Source organism: Bacillus sp. FSL R5-0709 (genome assembly GCF_038004785.1).
In the GTDB taxonomy this organism is placed as follows: domain Bacteria; phylum Bacillota; class Bacilli; order Bacillales; family Bacillaceae_G; genus Bacillus_A; species Bacillus_A mycoides.
In genome coordinates this window covers 3,568,075-3,585,188 of record NZ_JBBORT010000001.1, presented here as the reverse complement: position 1 = coordinate 3,585,188, position 17,114 = coordinate 3,568,075, and the positions used below count along the sequence as shown (strand labels likewise).

Here is a 17,114-nt window from a genome sequence, read left to right as displayed (position 1 = left end):
CACCAGCTTGGAGAGGAGGGAACTAAATGGAATGGCAACCGAATCGTGAAGATAAGATACCAGTTTATAAACAAATTGCTGATTACATTGAAAGAGGCATTTCTACCGGTGAATTCCCTTCTGATAGAAAATTACCTTCCGAGCGTATGTTAGCACAGAATTTACAAGTGAACCGGAGTACGGTCGTAGCTGCTTATGAGGAATTGAAATCACTTGGGGTAGTAGAACGGAAAAAAGGAAGCGGCACTCGGGTGAATACAGATATATGGGGTGTGTCACATAAACGAATACCGAACTGGGGTAGGTACGTTGAGGATGGATCGTTCTTACCTAATGTACCACTTGTTCAACAAATTCGAACGGAAACACAAAAAGATGATTTAATCAATTTAGCGAGTGGTGAATTGTCATCAGATTTAATTCCGAGTGATAGATTTCGAACAATTTTGTCGGAGAAAACATTTATGGGAAATCTCGGTTATGACCATCCGCTTGGAAATGAAATGTTGCGAAAAACCATTGCGGCACATGTCGAGCAATATAAACAAATAGAAGCAGATTCAAGCTCTATTCTTATTACATCTGGAGCTCAGCAAGCACTTAATCTTATCGTTCAATGTTTGTTAAAGCCTGGAGATGCGATTGCAATTGAGGATCCCTCCTATTGTTATTCACTTCCGATGTTTAAATCAGCAGGTTTAAAAATATTCCGTTTACCAGTTGATCAGCATGGTATGAATCCAGATGACTTAATCGATTTGCACAAAAAGCATCGCATTCGTATGGTGTTTTTAAATCCGGATTATCAAAATCCAACTGGAACGGTACTTTCATTGGCAAGACGTAAAAAGGTTTTAGAACTATCTTCTGAATTTGGTATACCGATTGTAGAAGATGATCCGTATAGTTTGACTTCTTTTAATGGAGAAGTGAATCCAACATTGAAATCGATGGATCAAAATGGGAATGTTCTTTATGTGAGCTCATTATCAAAAATTGTTGCATCAGGATTACGTATTGGTTGGGTAATTGGCCCCACGCGCGTAATTGAGAGATTGGCAGATGCGAAGCAGCAAGTTGATTTCGGTCATAGTGTATTTACACAGTGGGTAGCGAACCAATTTTTAGAATCTGAGGATTTTCATACGCATATTACGTTGCTTCGTGGACAACTGAAACAAAGAAGAGATGAGTTAATTAGAAAGCTTGAAGAAATATTAGGGGATCAGATTGAATTTTTTGTTCCTGAGGGCGGAATACATTTATGGTGCAAAGTGCAAGGAACGTTTGATGAATATCATTTACTAGGTGAATCTATACAAAATGGTGTAGCATTTGTCCCAGGAAGCGTCCTAGGTTCGAAAAGTGAATATGTCCGATTTACTTTTGGCAGAGCGAATGTAGAACAAATTCAGCTTGGAGTTACAAGGTTTGCGGAAACATTAAATGAGATTTCATAATAGTGAAGCGTAATATGGAAATGAGGGAAAGAAATGAAGTACGTGACGCTTTTACTTCAAGTAGGCGTGCTATATGTGTTTAGCTTAGCTGGTACGTGGATTCAAGGAGTATTCCATCTGTCGATGCCAGGAAGTTTAATAGGGATGTTAATATTGTTTCTACTCCTTTCTACTCGTATTTTTCCATTAAAGTGGTTTGAGGTAGGGGCAGAAAAGTTAATAGTATTTTTACCGTTATTTCTAATTCCTTCGACAACAGGATTAATGGAATATGGATCTTTTCTTTTAAGTAAGGGGAGTGTTATATTCCTTTTAGTAGTTGCAAGTACGGTAGTAACATTGATTGTTTCAGGGTATGTAAGTCAATTATTAGTAACATCAAAAAAATAAAATCGACAAGGTGCACGATTCAAATGGTCTTAATTATTATTACTGTAGTAATTTATTTATTGGCGACAAAGTTATATAAAAAATTTACGTCTCCATTTACGTTACCGGTATTAACAGTTACAGCAATTATGATTTGCTTATTTTTGATATTTGGTATTTCTCATCATGAGTATAAGGAAAATGGGGGAGACATTCTTTCAGGTTTTTTGAGTCCTGCAATTGTAGCGTTAGCCATACCTCTATTTAAAGAGCGAGAGATACTTATGAAAAACTTTTTAGCGATACTAATCGGCGTAGTGATAGGTATAGTGGCTTTAACGAGTATGAATGTAGTGATTGGTGGAATTTTAAATATAGATAAGGAACTTATATTAACAACTTTACCACAATTAGCGACAATGCCTATTGCCATTTCATTAGCGGATCAAATTGGTGGCATTCCATCTATGACTTCTAGTTTTGTAGTTGTTGCAGGAATAACAGGTGCTATTATCGGACCGACAGTACTTAAGTTTTTCCGAATAACAAGTACGATTGGAAAAGGAGTGGGGATGGGCTGTGCATCACATATTATTGGTGTGAGCCGTCTAGTGAAAGAAGGAGAGAAAGAGGCAACTATCGGTTCGGTAACGATGATTGTAACAGGGATACTTATTAGTATATTAGTACCTTATGGAGTGGAATTTTTATTTTGAAAATTAATGAATCGTAATAAGGAGCATAACACTACTCATTTTAGAGCGTAATGGAGATGATTAAAATGACAACATGGTTTATAGTTACATTATTTATTTTTGGTGCTCTTAAAGTACTAGTTTCTAGTATGCCAACTTCTGTTGTAGAATCAATTATTAGTAGATTTGAGTTACACCAAAAACTTGATGAGGAAAATACTACTGTAACGGTAGATGGGGAAAGTATAGAAGGAGAAATGAAACTTCAAGTTATTCATGAATTTAACGAGGCTTTATTTTTAGATAAACATTATTTTCCGCCGCAAGGGAATGGTACACCGATAGTCATGGAGACGAAGAAAGGAAAAAGAGAGATTAGATTTTCTATATATAGCTACGAGGAACACGTTGATGTAGTAAAGCAATATAAGAAGAAAGTAGTTGCATATCGTTTGCGATCAAAAAGCCTTCAAAGTCGTTCAGTAGCAGTGACTGAAGATTATGCTTAAGGAGAGACCGTTATTATAACGGTCTCTTTATTTTTGCATCCAAGTATATAATTTCCAAATAAGAGAAAAGAAAATGATATATCCAAATAAAGAATAAGCATGATGCCAATTCCCGTTATGTACAAATAAACCTAACCGCTCAGCAACTTGTTCAAAAATACTAGCACAAAGCCCTATTAAAATAATAAATATAGTTCTAGAAACTGCAGATAATGTTTTTGAAATTTGTATGAAAATGATTGTTAAAATTGGTAGCACAAACAACGTAAAGCCTATGTTAACTGAAAATATAGATGAGAAAGGTCTAACTGGAAAGGAATATATTTGTGTATGCACAAAGAAAGCATCTAAGCAAGTTCCAATAATAGAAGAAAGTAAGACTGTAACTAATAATGCTAAAAAATCATTCTTCTTCTCGAAGGAGGACATTTTTCTTTGCGAGAATTGCGAGTTCAATTTTTTCGAGTGTTTTGCAGTAGTCTTCTGTAATTTTTCCATTTATATTTTCCTCCTTATCAACTAAATAATTTACAACTTGCCAATCGTTAAACCAATCTTCATTTTCAACTTCTTCATGTTTCATATCCCGCCATGCATAGATGAGTGCAGGGCTGTATATACGATACGCGTCACTACGTAACTGGCATTTCTTTATTCGGCGTTTATAAAACTCACGTGAAAAAGATTCATTTACACTAGAAAATAAATGAGGCCAGTAATCTTTTCTTGAGCCTGTATGTGGATGGTGATGGACCCAGTTTATTATTTGAGATAAAATATGTGTATCCCGAAATAACAATGAATACAACCGTTTTCCAAGTGAAATTCGTTCATGCAAAGAAGTGAAATGTTTCATTGTATCACCAAATAGTAATACTTTTTGCTTTTTATCATTTTCGTAAAATGGGAAAAGGATATGATTAAACTGAAAAAAATCAAAGAGTTTAAATCCAATACTATTTAATACAGTCTTTTTAAAGTGTGCATTTTGAATAACTCTTTTTTCTAAGTAGTTTTGTTCATTAATAATAGTTGCGATCGCTAATGTTTTTTTGTTACCTGTTTTCCAAAAATCGTTCCACATTGTTTCCATAAATGTAGAAACATTTAAGTGAGTGAGAAGGTGAAATAGCTTTTTTGATTTTTTTACACTTTGCTCATATAGTAAAAATTGAGGATATACATCTTGGAAAATGAGCCAATTTCCTCTTTCTAAAAAAGAGAAAAATGTAATTTGATCTTTCTCGGATAAAAGCCTCGTATATAAATCTCCCTTTAAATCTGTCATATTCCAGCCACCGTTACGTGATACGATATGCCCAAGTAGTGCCCAATGTATTTCTGGATATTGAATGTAAAATTGGTAGTATGCACGTGTTCTTGTGACGTTATTTTTATTTAGTTCTTTTGTCTGAGCTTTAATTTTATCGATGATAAGTTGCTCTTCTTTCGTTAATTTATATATGGTAACAGAAGAGATGAGATCGCTTTTTTGTTGTAACTCGTTTTTCACGTCGAATAGGGAGAGAGGGAGTGCTTTTGAGAATTCTTTAGATGTATTGTTTGAATTGCTTTGGTACATTCCATTACCTCCCTTTTCTATGAGTTTAAATGTGGTATTGGTTATGAATCATTCCATTTATCTCGCTATTAACGAGCAGTAAGACTCCCATCTCAAAAGTCGGCTAAAGCAAAGAAGTTAGGTGAGGGTGGGGCTGCTCGTAAAAGCCCGACTGATTCAACTAATAATCAGTCGGGGATGGACAAAATCCCCACTAATTAAAGTTTCACTTTATTTTATTACGAGCATAAGAAATAAATGAGCGGTGTTTTTTAAACCAGTAATATAGTTATCATTCAAACAGTATAAAGAAAATCTAATTGCTAAGAAGTGAAATGAAAAACAGAAACTATTAAAAAATAGTTTCTGTTTTTTTATTTTGTCAATTAAATGTAACAAACGACGATTATGATTTGAATCAATTGAAAATAATTCAATAACCTTAATAAATACAATTTGAATTGAAATATATGGTAGGAGGAAAAGGAATGCTTAATAAAATAATTTTAATTACTGGTGGTACAGGTTCGTGGGGACATGAACTTATAAAACAACTATTAGAAAAATCACCGAAAGAAATTAGAGTTTTTTCAAGGAATGAAACGGTTCAGTTTGAAATGCAGCAACAGTTTATAAATGAAGAGAGATTGAAATTTATTATTGGAGATATTCGTGATAAAGAGCAACTAGTATATGCTTGCCAAGGTGTACATTATGTATTTCATCTTGCAGCTTTAAAGCATGTTCCAGTATGTGAATATTATCCTTATGAAGCTATAAAAACAAATATACATGGTACGCAAAATGTAATTGAAGCATCTATCCAGAATCAAGTTGAGAAAGTTATATATGTTTCAACTGATAAAGCGGCCGATCCATCAAATACGTATGGGATGACAAAAGCAATTGGTGAAAAATTAATGGTTCATGCGAATGTGCAAACGAAGAAAACAAAATTCATTTGTGTTCGTGGCGGAAATGTTTTAGGAACGAGTGGAAGTGTGGTACCGCTTTTTAAAAAGCAAATTAAGCAATCTTCAAAAGTAGGGATTACCGATGCAAATATGACTAGATTTTTCTTAACCATTGAAGATGCTGTTGGATTGTTATTTAAAGCAGCATCTGAAGGAAGAGGAGGAGAAATCTTTGTTATGAAAATGCCAGCATGTAAAATAACGGATTTAGCAAGAGTATTGATTGAAGATTCAAAAAAAGAAAACGTGAAGATAAAAGAGGTAGGGATAAGACCTGGTGAAAAATTAAGTGAAATGCTTTTATCTGAGGTAGAGAGTAAAACAAGTATTAGTTTTGATCAAAATTATTTTGTGGTACTACCGACTATTCCTATAGAAGGACTTCAAGAATATTATGCTAGTTATCCGCTTGTGGATGTGAAGAGTTTTAGTTCTCAACAAGACTTACTTACAAAACATGAGGTGGAACAAATGTTAGAAAAAGGAGGGTTTTTACGATGAAAAGAAATGCGAGCCTTTTAATAACTGGTGCAAATGGCTTCACAGGACGTCATGCTTGCCAATATTTTTTAGAGCAGGGCTTTCATGTAATTCCTATGTTTCAAAATCGTTCACATAGAGAAAAAATCGAAAATGGTATTACTTGTGATTTAACAAATAAGAGTGAAGTAATGAAGGTAATTAAACAAATAAAACCAGACTATGTATTGCATTTAGCAGGAAGAAACTCAGTTAATGAGTCTTGGACAGCTTCTCTGGAATATATAGAGATTAACGTAATAGGGACTTTATATTTATTAGAAGCCATTAAGCAGGAAGCCTCGCATTGTAAAACATTAGTTATAGGATCTGCATTGCAAGCAGATAGTATGAAAAACATAAAAGTTTCAAATCCATATAGTTTAAGTAAAACTATGCAAGTCATTATTGCGGAGGCTTGGGGCGGATTAATGGATTCAAATATTATCATTGCAAAGCCCTCAAATTTAATTGGTCCAGGAGTATCGAATGGTGTTTGTTCAATTCTCGCAAAAAAAATTATAGATATAGAATCAGGTAGAAGTAAAGCGATTATTGAAGTAAACAGTTTGAAAGATAGTAGAGACTTTCTAGATGTACGTGATGCAGTTAAAGCGTATCATGTGTTATTACGTGATGGTATAAATGGAAAACAATATAATATTGGATCAGGAGTAAAACGCTCTTTATTAGATGTATTGGAACAATATAAAGGATTAACACAGTTGAATTTTACTATAAAAGAAACAGAGAATAGTGAGAGCGGCTCAAATGAAAGTTTAGTATTAGAGGATATAAAAAAGTTAGGTTGGGTTCCAGAAATCCCATTTCAGCAATCATTAAAAGATGTACTTGAGTATGCGAAGTGTAGTGACATATGCATTTAATGAAAAATATAAAAGGATGTAAGAAATATATGAATTGTTATGAGACTATAAATAATCAAAATATGCTATCGCTTTCGATTGTTGATACGCTGGATTGGAAAGATGAAGAAGAACACGTTTTGCGCATCTATGAGGCGATAAATACATGTCGAGCATATGTGGAAAAGGTTAATCGAAACCCCAAAACAATATATACAGGAACTAGGCCTGTAATCCAAGTCTTTACTCAGTATGAATGTAGTGAGTATGGAAATGATTTTTATGAACTCATCAAAGATCTTTTGCAAGACATAGGTCTGGAGTTAAATATTTATATAAATCATAGTAAGTTAATGTACATTTGAAAGATTACTATAAAGCTAGACTTTTAATGATAAAGGTGGGATATAAGCTATGAATAAAACGATTCTCTTTACTGGGGGCGGTACAGCCGGACACGTAATGATTAATATGGTATTGATTCCTAAATTTATAGAAAAAGGATGGGGAGTTGAGTATATTGGATCTCAAAATGGAATTGAAAAATTATTAGTTCAAAATGTTAAGTACAATAGTATTTCAACGGGGAAGCTCCGGAGATATTGGGATTGGGAGAACTTTAAAGATCCTTTTAAAATTATAAAAGGCTGCTTACAAAGTTATAAATTAATTAAGAAAATAAAGCCTGACGTTATTTTTTCTGCAGGAGGATTTGTTTCAGTTCCTGTAGTTGTAGGGGCATGGTTAAATAGTGTACCTATCGTAATACGTGAACCAGATAGCACGTTAGGACTTGCAAATAAAATAGCATTACCTTTTGCTACAAAACTATGCACAACATTTCCTCATACAGGGAAGAATGTAAGTAATGAGAAAAAGGTTTATGTAGGACCAATTGTAAGGGAAGAAATTGAGAGAGGTAACGTATTACGAGGAAGAAGGTATTGTGAATTTCAGCAAGATAAGCCAGTATTGTTAATAATGGGTGGGAGTCAAGGTGCTAAGTGGATAAATGATATGGTAAGGAAAAGTTTAGATACATTATTATTAAGTTTTAATATTGTTCATATGTGTGGTAAAGGGAAGGTGGATCCTTCTATCGGAATGGAAGGTTATATGCAATTTGAATATATAGGAGAAGAGTTGCCACATATACTGAATATGGCAAGTGTTGTAGTTTCCAGAGCGGGTTCTACTGCTATTTCTGAATTGTTATTTTTGAAGAAACCGATGTTGCTTATTCCGTTAACTAATGGTTCCAGTAGAGGGGATCAAGTTTTAAATGCTGACTATTTTTCTAGGCAAGGGTATGCGGAAGTATTACTTCAAGATAGAATAAGCACCAGTACATTTACAGATGTGGTAAATAAGTTGTATGTAAATAAGGAGAGATATATTCAAAACATGAATGGATTTAAGAAAACAAATGAGGAGGGAATTCATCAATTAATAGATTTAATAAATGAAGTAGTTAAATAATAAAAAAAGGAAAGAAATTATTTTCTTTCCTTTTTACTATAGTTGTTCAAATTCATTATTACCTATAACGATTACATTCAGTATAGAGTTATATGCATTTTGATTTACTATGGACGAATACCGTTTTCTAACAGCTTAGTAAATGCATTGGCATAAATAGGTTTACTGTAATAGTAACCTTGAATAAACTGACATTTATTTTTTTGAAGGAAATTTACGTGTTCTTTCGTTTCTACGCCTTCAGCAATGACGGACATTCCTAAGGTATTTGCTAATGTGATGATTGTTTTAATGATTTCCATTCCATCTTCACACGTTTCAGACATTGTAATAAATTCTCTTGGGATTTTTAACGTATCGATTGGATATAAAGGTAAGTAGGCTAGGGAAGAATAGCCTGTACCAAAGTCGTCGATTGAAATGTGAATCCCTAAACTTTTTAGTGTACGCAGTTTTATCAATGTTTCTCTCTCATCCATCATTGCAATTCGTTCTGTTAATTCTAGATCAAGGGAACTTGCTGGTAAGCCTGTAGTTGCTAAAGTAGAAGAAATAGATTTTACAAATCCTTCTTGTTCAAATTCTTTAGCAGATAAATTTACCCCTATTTTTAAATGCGAATATCCGAGTGCATGCCAACGTTTCATTTGCTCACAAGCCTGCTGTAATGTCCATTTTCCTATTGGAATAATTTGTAGTGTTTCTTCTGCAATCGGAATAAACTCGTATGGAGAAATAACACCTAATTCAGGATGATTCCACCTGATTAAAGCTTCTGCACCGATAATTTTATTAGATTCACTATCAACTTGAGGTTGATACAAAAGGAACAATTCTTCATTTTGTATTGCGTTTGGTAAATCTTTTTCTAATCGTAATCGTCTTTCGATTTTTTTAGCGATTACATCGTCATAAATAGAGACAGAGTTAAGCTCTTTTGCCTTTGCATCATACATTGCAACATTAGCGTTTTTCAGAAGTGTAGCGGTATCGATTCCGGAATGTGGATAAATGGAGATACCGATACTCAGTGATAAAGTTAATTTATGCTCATGTATGACAAACGGCTTTTCCATGCTTTCAAATAATTGGTTACATAACTCGAATAAGGAATATTCGTCAGTATAGTTTTCAATTAAGATTGTAAACTCATCACCACCGATTCTTGACAGATGAGTATGTGATGGAAGACATGATTGGAATCGCTTTGCTACTTCTTCTAATATGTAATCACCTGACGAATGTCCAAGTGTATCGTTAATTACTTTAAAGCGATCTAAATCTAAATATAATAATGCAAACTCACTTTGTGTTGTTTGAGCATTTTTTATAAATTTTCTTAGCTTCCTATGGAAAAAGGATCGATTCCCAATTTTCGTTACAGTATCGTGGAATGCTAAATATTTTATTTCTTCTTGTTGTTTTTTTAGTGCGGTAATATCCTTTACCATAATATAGCTTCCTGAAATTTGTCCATCTATCATAATAGGAACGATGGTAACGTATAAAAAATAAGTAAAGCCATCTTTATATTGAGAACTAAGTTGTAAGGATGCTGATTCTTGTTGTTTAACTTTTTCTAATGCAGATATCAGTTTATGTTTATCTGCATCTAAAATAATAGAAAAACATGTCTCACCAAGTAACTCGTTCGTTGGTGCTCCAAGTAGTATACTTCCTGCTTTATTTACATTTAAGAATATTCCATTTAAATCAATCGTAAAAATGGGATCAGGATGATATTCATATAATGATTTGAATTTTTGTTGTTTCTGAGATAGGGCCTCTGATTTATGGACTAAATCAGAAGTTCTTAAAGTAACTTTTTCTTCTAGTTGAGCATTAAATACTTGTAAACGTTTTGTTAGGGTGTCGTTTTGCATACGCACAATAGAATGGCGAATAAGTACGAAAACAAAAGCGATACAATTTCCTGTAATGAGAGTTGAAGACGATGTTTGTTCTTTTAATGTAAACCCGATTAGTATTGCAACAGCAAGATAGGGAAATACGACTAAAACTTTCTTTCCTAGTATAGGGTTTACAATGAAATAATTTTTATGGCTATTATCATCTTCTGAAATAGACCCAGCTATTGCGATAAGCAATATAGGTATTCTATATAAAAGACGTAAAAATGTTATAGTGTCAGTTGATAAATGGGTATTTAAGTAAAAATAAATATAGTTAAAAGTTGCAGAACTAATTAATACAAAAATAAAGATATAAATTTTCCGCTTGGACTTAAAAATTGTTGGGCGGAAAAAGAGACTAACACCTAGTAGAAGAAATAATAGATCTGCAATTGGATATAGAAATGAAAGGAAAATATCTGCGAGTGAAAGTGAGAATATATTTAAATTTGGCTGATTAAATAAATACCATTCTAATGTGAATATGGAAGTAAGTACTATACATATATCACAAATAAAGAAAGCTTTTTCCCATTTATTGCATTCTTTTAAGATCTTATAGCAAAAAGCGATAAGGCAGAAGAATAGAAAAAACATGTAAAATACATCAGAAATAGTAAAATGATGTATTGGAAGTTCGAAAAAGGTATCTTGATACGTATATACTACTTTTCCTAATAAAAAACTACCAATTGCAATTGTAATACATATCCAAAAAGGATTTGAACTAACTTTTTTAGAGTATATAGAGTAAATTAGCGATATAAATGTAATGACTTCAACGATGAGTGAAGCGAAGCGTACATTGAAATTTGAAAAATTAGTAGGGAACAGAAAGAAAAACATAAAATAGATTGAATAGCATATTAATGTTGTGATTAATATACATAGCTGTAAATTTTTATTTAATTTCAAAAAAATCACCTTCTTTAAGTATGTACTATATTCGTAATATCTATACGTAATAATATTACTTAAGGATTGTATCAGATTTCCTTATAAAAAGCATGCTTATAAGGAAAAAAACAAGAGTGCAATAATTCTTGAAAATGAAAAAACACTACATTTAATGATTTTTAGTGTATCAAGGTTTTAGATGGGAATTGTATATTTAGTCATCCAGTATATTTTAAAGGTTTTTTAGTGCTTTGCAAGTGGAGATGCAAATTTGCATATAAAATGATGGGATTTTCTTTCTAGGTGAGTTTTTGATTGTTATAGGCTAGTAAGTAACACCTTTGTATGTATCTATTTTCATACTAATGAGGGATTTCAAAAATGTTTTAAGAATATACAATAAAATATAGTCATTCATTACGTTTTTAGTATGGGAGGAAAAGCATGAAAAATTGGGTGAAGTTTCGAATAGCACGTCCAACAGATAAGTTTGAAGAGGTTATAGCATTCTATGAAAAAGGATTAGGTTTAAAGCGTATAGGTGAATTTTACGGTCATGAAGGTTACGATGGCGTCATGTTTGGACTACCAGATGAAGAATATCATTTAGAATTTACAAGATATATAGATGGGAGCCCATGTCCAGCTCCAACAAAAGATAACTTACTTGTATTTTACATGCGAGAAGATAGGGAAATGAAAAAAGTGAGTAAAAGGCTGCATACAATGGGGTATGGTGAAGTAGAACCAGAAAATCCGTATTGGAAAGAAAAGGGGATAACGATAGAAGATCCGGATGGTTGGAGAATTGTATTGATGAAAATAGAAGAATGAGGTGTGGCGAAACTAGAGGAGAAAGACGTTTCGAGTTTTGATAGTGTAAAAGAAAATATATATAAGCTTCCTTGAAGGGGATAAAATCAAGGGGAAGGTTTTTTGTGAATTTATCTGAAAATTAACATTTGATAATTTGTTCTGGGAAGATATGAAATAAGAACGTATATTCTTATGGGTTGATAGTCATGTCTTTAAAGAGGGATATAGAAAAGGGAGGAATTATGAATACATATATCTATATGGTTAGGCATGGTGAATCGCCAAAATTAGAAGGAAATGAAAGAACACGTGGATTAACTGAGAAGGGAATTTTAGATGCTCAAAGAATAACTGAGATATTAGAAACAGAGGGAATTAATACTTTCATTTCAAGTCCGTATAAGAGGGCTATGTTAACGATAGAAGAGTCAGCGAATCTCCATGAAAAAGAAATATTAGTATATGAAGGTCTTAAAGAGTGTAAGTTTTCAAATGAAAATAAAATTATATCGGATAAGGAAGTGTACCCACTTGTAAGGGAGATGTTTTTTAATCCAGAATATGCACTGACGGATGGAGAGTCATATGCGGATTGTCAGCGAAGAGTAGTGAGAGTGTTAAAAGAAATATTAATGAATTTTCAAGGACATAAAATTGTAATTGGTACACATGGGCTTGTAATGACACTAATGATGAACTATTTTGATAATCAATATGGACTTGAATTTTTAATGAATACATCCAAACCGGATATATATAAGCTAGAATTTAAAGAAGAGCAATTAATGAATGTAGAGAGATTATGGAGAGAAGAATGAAATGGGGTATATGGAGTGTGTTTTAAAAATTACTTTTAAAACACACTCTTTTGCATTAAGTTGAGTTTTAAATATTTTCACTAATACGTTCTTTGTTTTTGTTATTTAAAGTATGTAAGAGTTTTTGAAATACCTTAAATGAATGCTGGAATATTGGACTTTGAATAAAAGTGTATAGAAAAGTTACGATAAAAACAGGACCTCCTAGCATGTATCCAATGACTAGTACAAAGCATTCTACAATAATTCGAGCACGGCTAATAGATAACCCAGTTTTGTCAGAAATGGTAAGCATGAATCCATCGCGGGGTCCAGCACCAATGCCAGCCGCAACGTACATGCCGCCCCCAATGCCTGTAATTGCAATACCAGAAAATAAAATGAGTAAGTTTATCCATAAATAATCACTAGCGTTTGGAAGGATTTTTGATTGTAAGAAAAAGTCCATAATAGGACCGATAAGTAGTGCATTTAAAAATGTGCCCACGTTTATATATTTTCGATCTACTAGTAAAGAGATAAGAACGAGACATAATCCACATATGACACTCCAAGTGCCAATTGTCCACCCAAATCGTTGGTAGAGAGCCATATTTAAAACTTCCCAAGGGTGTAAACCGAGGAATTTAACTTTGACTGCGAGAGCATTTCCAAGTCCAAAAAAAATTAATCCTAGGAAAAAAAGAAAATAGCGAAAGAGAGTTAGCCTCATCTTTAAAACCTCCCAATATATAATGATGTATATTACATGTTTGAATTTAAATGTACAAATGTTATGTCTTTTTATGATTTATTAAAAATGTAAATGGATATATATTTTCACAGTCAAAAAAGTTAAAATATTTCGTTATAAGGATTATAATAGAGAGAGAACTATAAAAGGAGTGAACGAATTTGAAACAAGAACTTATTGAAAGATTTACAAGATATGTAAAGATTGATACACAATCAAATGAAGAAAGTCATACAGTGCCTACAACACCAGGGCAAATTGAGTTTGGTAAGTTATTAGTGGAAGAGTTGAAAGAGATTGGGTTATCAGAAGTGACGATGGATGAAAATGGTTACGTAATGGCAACACTGCCTGCTAATACAGATAAGGATGTTCCTGTAATCGGCTTTTTAGCTCATTTAGACACAGCAACAGATTTTACAGGGGAAAACGTAAAACCACAAATTCATGAAAATTTTGATGGTAATGCGATTACGTTAAATGAAGAATTAAATGTTGTGTTAACACCTGAACAGTTCCCGGAATTACCATCATATAAAGGACATACAATTATTACAACTGATGGTACAACACTTCTTGGAGCAGATGATAAAGCTGGTCTTACAGAAATCATGGTCGCAATGAATTATTTAATACATAATCCGCAAATTAAGCATGGAAAAATAAGAGTAGCATTTACACCGGATGAAGAAATTGGCCGTGGACCATCGCATTTTGATGTAGAAGCGTTTGGTGCATCGTTTGCTTATACAATGGACGGAGGTCCATTAGGTGGTTTAGAATATGAGAGTTTTAACGCTGCAAGTGCCAAATTAACTTTTAGAGGGACAAATACACATCCTGGAACAGCGAAAAACAAAATGCGTAACGCAAGTAAACTCGCTATGGAATTCGATAGACAGTTACCAGTAGAAGAGGCGCCAGAATATACAGAGGGATATGAAGGGTTTTATCATTTACTCTCTTTAAATGGTGATGTCGAGCAAAGTAAAGCTTACTATATTATTCGAGATTTTGATCGTAATCATTTTGAAGCGCGTAAAAATAATATTAAAGATATTGTGAAAAACATGCAAGAGAAGTACGGCGAAGATGCAATCGTTTTAGAGATGAATGATCAGTATTATAATATGCTTGAAAAAATTGAACCGGTGAGAGAAATTGTTGATATTGCGTATGAGGCAATGAAAAGTTTAAATATTGAACCGAATATTCATCCAATTCGCGGTGGAACAGATGGATCGCAATTATCATATATGGGATTACCAACGCCAAATATTTTCACTGGTGGTGAAAACTATCACGGTAAATTTGAGTATGTTTCGGTAGATACTATGGAAAAAGCTGTTCAAGTAATTGTAGAAATCGCAAGACGATTTGAAGAACAAGCTTAAAAAGAGAACCAAGTAGTAATGAAGTGCTACTTGGTTCTTTTCTATAGTAAAAATACAAAGTGAAACTTGTTACAAGACGTTTGTAAAAGGGGGAAATGTTATGAGTGAAAATCAGTTTCATGGTTATATAGGGACATATACCAAAGCAGAGAGTAAGGGGATTTATAAATTTATACTTGATACGAACATCGGAGAACTTAAAGGGATTGAATTAGCAGCTCATATAGGAAGTCCGACATATGTAACGATTAGTCATAACAACGAGTACCTTTATTCTGTTGCGAAAGATAATGGGTTAGGTGGAATTGCTAGTTTTTCTATTCATAATAAATCCGGTAATCTAAATTCGATTAGCATGCAAGTTTTAGAAGGGGCATCGCCGTGCTATGTAAGTGTGAATCGGGAGAATAGTATAGTAGTAGCAGCTAATTATCATAAAGGAACAGTAGAGTCCTATTTAGTGAAAAAGGATAATGGAAGTTTAAATGCTGCTACGGTAATTGTAGAACATAAAGGGTCAGGACCAAATAAGGAAAGGCAAGAAAAGGCACATGCTCATTATATAGATTTTACTCCTGATGAAAAATATGTAGTAGCAGTTGATTTAGGAATAGACAAGGTGATTACATATAAAGAAAGTGATGGAGAACTAATAGAAGTTACACGGTTATCTGTAAAACATGGTAGTGGTCCAAGGCATCTTATATTTCATCCAAGTGCGCAGTATGCATATGTTATGACAGAATTAAGTTCAGAGATTATTGTACTTCAATATGATGCAAAGAGTGGCAGTTTTAAAGAAAAACAATACATTTCTACATTACCTGAAGATTTTAGAAAAGATAGTTACGGAAGTGCAATTCACATTTCTTCTGATGGCAAGTTTGTTTACGCAGCAAATAGGGGACATAATAGTATCGCGGTTTTCCGAGTGAATGAGCACAATGGAGAGCTCGCTTTTATTGAAACAGTATCGACAGAAGGGGATTGGCCACGTGATTTTTCTTTAGATCCGGATGGGAAATTTTTAATTGCAGCGAATGAAAGATCTAATACTTTGACTTTATTTGCTAGGGATGAAATGACAGGGGAGCTAACGCTTGTACAGACGGACGTAAATGTTCCAGAGCCAGTATGTGTGAAGTTTTTACATGTGAAAAAATAGATAGGTTTCCCTATCTATTTTTTATTAGGAAATTTTAATATAGCACCCGCCACAAATAAAAAGTCGCGTAAGACTCCCAATTTGTCCAATTTGATGCAAATTCTTTTATTTCATTTTTAGTCGGTTTCTTTTCGGAACCTGTTATAAATTTAATTGCATTATGCAAACCAACATCATCAATTGGAAAAGCTGAAGGGAATCGTAAACAACGCATCAAAACATAGTGAGCTGTCCATGGCCCTATACCGCGAATGCTAGTTAATTGTTTTTCAGCTTGCTTCACATCTTGTATTTGTAATAGAGATTCTTTTGATAATTTACCTTCTGTAATGTGCTGCGCGACGTCAATTAAGTATTCGCACTTTCTTGTAGTCATTTTTAATGTTGCGAGATCTTCTGCATCTAAATTTGCTATTACTTCAGGTGATGGGAATATCCAATGTTTTCTACCGTTCCAATCTACATAATCGCCAAAATTTTCGACTAATCTTCTTTTTAGAGTATAGGCATATGTGAGGTTGATTTGTTGACCTAGAATCCCCCAGCATAGTGCTTCAAATAAATCCGGAATTCCCAAAGTACGAAGACCGTAAAATTCTTTAATGGGTTTTTGAAGGAGTGGGTCGTGTTTAGCTAATTTATAGAAGGGAGCTAAATCAGTAGTTAAATCAAACCACTCTTTTACATAGTTAGATACGGCATCGTGTGCCCATTTTTCAGAGACATATGATGCTCCTAAAAAACGTATTTGAATATTACTATTGGCATTCAAACCAATTTCAACTAATGGATTTATGTTTTGAACAGGAATGACTTTATAGATTTTATTGTTTTCAATATGAAACATACATTCATTTTTAGAACGCGATAGATAGCGTAAGTTTTCTTGAAAACTAAATTCTTTTGGAACGACTAAAGACAATATTTCATTACAATCCTCTGTCAT

At 33.3% G+C, this 17,114-nt stretch carries 17 protein-coding genes; 12 read left to right on the top strand and 5 right to left on the bottom strand.

Going from position 1 to position 17,114, the window contains the following annotated elements; translation table 11 throughout:
* Positions 1-26 precede the first annotated feature (26 nt).
* The 4 genes from pdxR to MKX37_RS18230 all read left to right on the top strand — a co-directional run bounded on the left by pdxR (position 27) and on the right by MKX37_RS18230 (position 3,033).
* Positions 27-1,460, top strand: coding sequence for a MocR-like pyridoxine biosynthesis transcription factor PdxR (gene pdxR, locus MKX37_RS18245; RefSeq protein ID WP_002033714.1), 1,434 nt, complete (start codon positions 27-29; stop codon positions 1,458-1,460).
* Between the two features lie 33 nt (positions 1,461-1,493).
* Positions 1,494-1,850: a CidA/LrgA family holin-like protein gene (locus MKX37_RS18240; RefSeq protein WP_002014630.1), complete on the top strand. Its 357-nt coding sequence runs from the start codon at positions 1,494-1,496 to the stop codon at positions 1,848-1,850.
* A 23-nt stretch (positions 1,851-1,873) separates the two neighbouring features.
* The gene (locus tag MKX37_RS18235; protein WP_002167766.1) at positions 1,874-2,545 is read left to right on the top strand and encodes an LrgB family protein; all 672 of its coding nucleotides are present in this window, start codon (positions 1,874-1,876) and stop codon (positions 2,543-2,545) included.
* 65 nt (positions 2,546-2,610) lie between these two features.
* Positions 2,611-3,033, top strand: coding sequence for a YfmQ family protein (locus tag MKX37_RS18230; protein ID WP_002088014.1), 423 nt, complete (start codon positions 2,611-2,613; stop codon positions 3,031-3,033).
* Between the two features lie 27 nt (positions 3,034-3,060).
* Here MKX37_RS18230 and MKX37_RS18225 read toward each other — a convergent pair whose 3' ends face one another.
* Both MKX37_RS18225 and MKX37_RS18220 read right to left on the bottom strand, forming a co-directional pair.
* The gene (locus MKX37_RS18225; protein ID WP_002128679.1) at positions 3,061-3,462 is read right to left on the bottom strand and encodes a CBO0543 family protein; all 402 of its coding nucleotides are present in this window, start codon (positions 3,460-3,462) and stop codon (positions 3,061-3,063) included.
* Positions 3,437-4,615 (bottom strand): DUF2515 domain-containing protein, encoded by a 1,179-nt coding sequence (locus MKX37_RS18220; RefSeq protein ID WP_002128677.1) that lies wholly within the window; start codon positions 4,613-4,615, stop codon positions 3,437-3,439. The genes MKX37_RS18225 and MKX37_RS18220 overlap by 26 nt, the downstream gene beginning before the upstream one ends.
* Before the next feature lie 467 nt (positions 4,616-5,082).
* Here MKX37_RS18220 and MKX37_RS18215 point away from each other — a divergent pair, with 467 nt between their 5' ends.
* The 4 genes from MKX37_RS18215 to MKX37_RS18200 are packed head-to-tail and all read left to right on the top strand — an operon-like array spanning position 5,083 to position 8,432.
* On the top strand, positions 5,083-6,069 hold the full coding sequence (locus tag MKX37_RS18215; RefSeq protein WP_078421705.1) for a UDP-N-acetylglucosamine 4,6-dehydratase family protein: 987 nt from the start codon (positions 5,083-5,085) through the stop codon (positions 6,067-6,069).
* Complete coding sequence (locus MKX37_RS18210; protein WP_078421704.1) at positions 6,066-6,974, top strand: NAD-dependent epimerase/dehydratase family protein; 909 nt, start codon at positions 6,066-6,068, stop codon at positions 6,972-6,974. Before MKX37_RS18215 ends, MKX37_RS18210 begins: the two co-directional genes overlap by 4 nt.
* On the top strand, positions 6,974-7,318 hold the full coding sequence (locus tag MKX37_RS18205; protein WP_176126838.1) for a DUF6572 domain-containing protein: 345 nt from the start codon (positions 6,974-6,976) through the stop codon (positions 7,316-7,318). Before MKX37_RS18210 ends, MKX37_RS18205 begins: the two co-directional genes overlap by 1 nt.
* Positions 7,319-7,367: 49 nt before the next feature.
* A complete protein-coding gene (locus MKX37_RS18200; RefSeq protein WP_002128671.1) occupies positions 7,368-8,432 on the top strand; it encodes an undecaprenyldiphospho-muramoylpentapeptide beta-N-acetylglucosaminyltransferase in 1,065 nt (354 codons plus the stop codon).
* A 107-nt stretch (positions 8,433-8,539) separates the two neighbouring features.
* Here MKX37_RS18200 and MKX37_RS18195 read toward each other — a convergent pair whose 3' ends face one another.
* Positions 8,540-11,260: a putative bifunctional diguanylate cyclase/phosphodiesterase gene (locus MKX37_RS18195; protein WP_002128670.1), complete on the bottom strand. Its 2,721-nt coding sequence runs from the start codon at positions 11,258-11,260 to the stop codon at positions 8,540-8,542.
* A gap of 426 nt (positions 11,261-11,686) precedes the next feature.
* On the opposite strand from MKX37_RS18195, the gene MKX37_RS18190 reads away from it, so the two are divergent.
* Together MKX37_RS18190 and MKX37_RS18185 are read left to right on the top strand one after the other, a co-directional pair.
* Positions 11,687-12,076 (top strand): VOC family protein, encoded by a 390-nt coding sequence (locus MKX37_RS18190; protein WP_078421703.1) that lies wholly within the window; start codon positions 11,687-11,689, stop codon positions 12,074-12,076.
* Positions 12,077-12,300: 224 nt separating this feature from the next.
* On the top strand, positions 12,301-12,876 hold the full coding sequence (locus tag MKX37_RS18185) for a histidine phosphatase family protein (protein WP_078421702.1): 576 nt from the start codon (positions 12,301-12,303) through the stop codon (positions 12,874-12,876).
* Positions 12,877-12,943: 67 nt separating this feature from the next.
* Here the strand turns inward: MKX37_RS18185 and MKX37_RS18180 are convergent, their stop codons facing one another.
* Positions 12,944-13,588 carry a YczE/YyaS/YitT family protein gene (locus MKX37_RS18180; RefSeq protein ID WP_002128666.1) on the bottom strand — a complete coding sequence of 215 codons (645 nt, stop codon included), beginning with the start codon at positions 13,586-13,588 and terminating at the stop codon, positions 12,944-12,946.
* A 182-nt stretch (positions 13,589-13,770) separates the two neighbouring features.
* Between MKX37_RS18180 and pepT the strand changes: the two genes are divergently transcribed.
* Positions 13,771-15,003 (top strand): peptidase T, encoded by a 1,233-nt coding sequence (gene pepT, locus MKX37_RS18175; RefSeq protein ID WP_002128664.1) that lies wholly within the window; start codon positions 13,771-13,773, stop codon positions 15,001-15,003.
* A 100-nt stretch (positions 15,004-15,103) separates the two neighbouring features.
* Positions 15,104-16,168, top strand: coding sequence for a lactonase family protein (locus MKX37_RS18170; protein WP_002128663.1), 1,065 nt, complete (start codon positions 15,104-15,106; stop codon positions 16,166-16,168).
* A gap of 34 nt (positions 16,169-16,202) precedes the next feature.
* Here the strand turns inward: MKX37_RS18170 and MKX37_RS18165 are convergent, their stop codons facing one another.
* Complete coding sequence (locus MKX37_RS18165; RefSeq protein WP_016120667.1) at positions 16,203-17,114, bottom strand: DNA-3-methyladenine glycosylase 2; 912 nt, start codon at positions 17,112-17,114, stop codon at positions 16,203-16,205.